Raw genomic sequence first — 2,426 nt, forward strand, 5'->3', positions numbered from 1 at the left:
ACCCAGACTTCGTCTTCATTTTGCAGAATTAACGACAACGAATATTTCTGTGGCAGGCTGCTTACGGTAAGACTTTGTTTACCGGCACTGAAATGAAACGCGCCGTCTTTTAAGGTATAGCCAAAGCCGTATTGCAAGGGGACTGTTTTTCCGCTTTGTAGGGTATAGCTGCCATTACCCATTACTTGAAACTGAGCAAACGCGGGTAGGCTAAACAGTAAGCTGATAATGATGGTAACGACTTTCAATGTGTTGCTCCTTAAACGGCGATTGGTAACCATGGGTTAGCTGCAAAGCATTACACTTGGGTCACATCAACAATCAGCTTCAGCTGCTGCCCGGGTTGCAGGTAACGCTCGGTATTAATATTATTCCATTTAATTATTTCAGCAACTGACACGCTAAAGCGCTGGGCAATCCTGGCTAATGAATCGCCTTTACGAACTTTGTAGTTTACTGTTCTGGTTACGGCGGTAACAGGGGTGGTTGTACTTTCGTGCCACATAACCAGCTTCTGCCCGGTTTTTAACGGATCACGTTGTACCATGCCATTCCACTTGGCCAGTTCAGCTACCGTAACTTTATGCGCCCGGCTAATATCCCACAAGGTATCGCCACTTTGCACGATATACTCGGTTTTCACATCGCCACCACTGCGGTTTTGTGCTTTTGCTATTCGGTTTTGTTGGCTAAGTTCATACTTACCGGCAGCTTTCGCTGACATCGGGATTAGCAGATGTTGCCCTATCCGGATGGTATTGCCACTGAGGTCGTTCAGTCGGGTGATGGCGTCAACCGTAGTTTTATGCTGACGGGCAATTTTACCCAGTGTATCGCCGCCGATTACGGTATAACGTTGCCATTGCAACCGATCTTCGCTGGCCGTTTGCGCCAGCATGCGGCTGAAGTTTTCGGCCTTAGCGATGGGCAGCACCAGTTGATGTGGGCCATCCGGATCGGTAGCCCATTGATTAAACCCCGGGTTCAATGCCTGCAATTCGGCGACACTTAAACCAGCCAGTTCGGCAGCAATGGCCAAATCAATCTGACCTTCGGTAGCGACAACCGCAATTTTTGGTTCATTGCCAATAAATTTCCAGACGATATCAAAATCGTCCGGGCGTTTTAAGATATCAACCAGCGCAAGTAATTTCGGGACGTAAACTGTGGTTTCGGCGGGTAAATCTAATGACCAGAAATCGGTTGGCAAGCGCCGTTTCTGATTGGCACGAATGGCCCGGCCAATTCTGCCTTCACCTGCATTATAAGCAGCGATGGCATTTAGCCAGTCATGTTCCAGAGTATTATATAGGTATTGCAGATAATCCAGTGCCGCCCGGGTAGATTCAATCACGTCACGGCGGCCGTCGTACCAGAAATTCTGTTTCAAACCAAACCGGGTACCCGTAGCGGGCATAAATTGCCACATCCCTGAGGCCCTGGCGTGCGAATACGCAAACGGGTCAAAAGCACTCTCAACTATCGGCAGTAACGCCAGTTCCAGCGGCATATTGCGCTTTTCCAGTTCTTGCACAATATAATATAGAAAGGGTTGTGCCCGATTGGCGACCCGATCAAGATAACTTTGATGCTGGGTGTAAAAATTACGTTGTTCGACGATGGGTCTGGTTTGGGGCACATCAAAAGTCAGTTGTAATTGAATTCGTTGCCATAAATCTTCCAGCTCAGTGGCATCAAGCGGTATAAGTTGTTCAGGTGATGCACCAGCGTACCACAAGCGACTGGCAATTTGCTCTGCACTGGCACCTTTCACCTGGGTTAGAGGTGGTGTGTTGGTTTTAGGCTTGCTGCTGGCCGGAGCAGACGTTTCTGTCGTGCTGACACAGCCGCTTAGCAGTGCAACTAACATGACGGCAGAAATTTTCAAATGCATAAGGTCATTCCGCGAAAAAAAATTCATGTTACCTGTTCAAAGCCCGATTGCAAGTCAGGATTTAAACTGATCTTTCATTGCTCTGAGCCGGGTAAACAGGTCAAGTGCATTGTCTTGCTGGAACTGGCGTTGTAAAGCCTTGTTTTCACATCGCAAAAACGGATTAATCTGTTTTTCAGTGGCTAAACGTGTTGGCAAAGTGGGGCGGTTTTGTGCCCGTAACTTCAGACAATCTTGCTGATAACACAGCAGTGCCTGATTATCAGGTTCGATGGTTACGGCAAAGCGCAGGTTAGCCAGCGTATACTCATGGGTGCAATATACCTCAGTATCTTCGGGAAGTGCTGCGAGTTTCTGCAATGAGTGGTGGAGTTGGGCCGGGCTACCTTCGAATAACCGGCCACAGCCAGCACTGAACAGGGTATCACCACAAAACAAATAAGGTTCGCTATAAAAACCAATATGGCCCAGGGTATGGCCGGGTAAATCTATTACCTGAAACTGACAGGTTAAAGGAGATAATTCAACGATA

Annotated in this window: 2 protein-coding genes and 1 pseudogene; all 3 read right to left on the reverse strand. The window is 47.9% G+C overall.

Going from position 1 to position 2,426, the window contains the following annotated elements:
• Positions 1–248 (reverse strand): annotated as a pseudogene (locus tag ABY802_RS16590) (hypothetical protein); the annotation flags it as partial.
• 50 nt (positions 249–298) lie between these two features.
• Positions 299–1,894 carry a LysM peptidoglycan-binding domain-containing protein gene (locus ABY802_RS16595; RefSeq protein WP_372628228.1) on the reverse strand — a complete coding sequence of 532 codons (1,596 nt, stop codon included), beginning with the start codon at positions 1,892–1,894 and terminating at the stop codon, positions 299–301.
• 54 nt (positions 1,895–1,948) lie between these two features.
• Positions 1,949–2,426 (reverse strand): hydroxyacylglutathione hydrolase (gene gloB / locus ABY802_RS16600; RefSeq protein ID WP_372628229.1); only part of this gene is annotated, 478 nt, incomplete at its 5' end.

The organism is Arsukibacterium sp. (assembly GCF_041616895.1).
In the GTDB taxonomy this organism is placed as follows: domain Bacteria; phylum Pseudomonadota; class Gammaproteobacteria; order Enterobacterales; family Alteromonadaceae; genus Alishewanella.

Coding starts and splice junctions, on each gene's coding strand:
- ABY802_RS16595 (WP_372628228.1), bottom strand. CDS start 1,894: ATGCATTTGAAAATTTCTGCCGTCATGTTAGTTGCACTGCTAAGCGGC.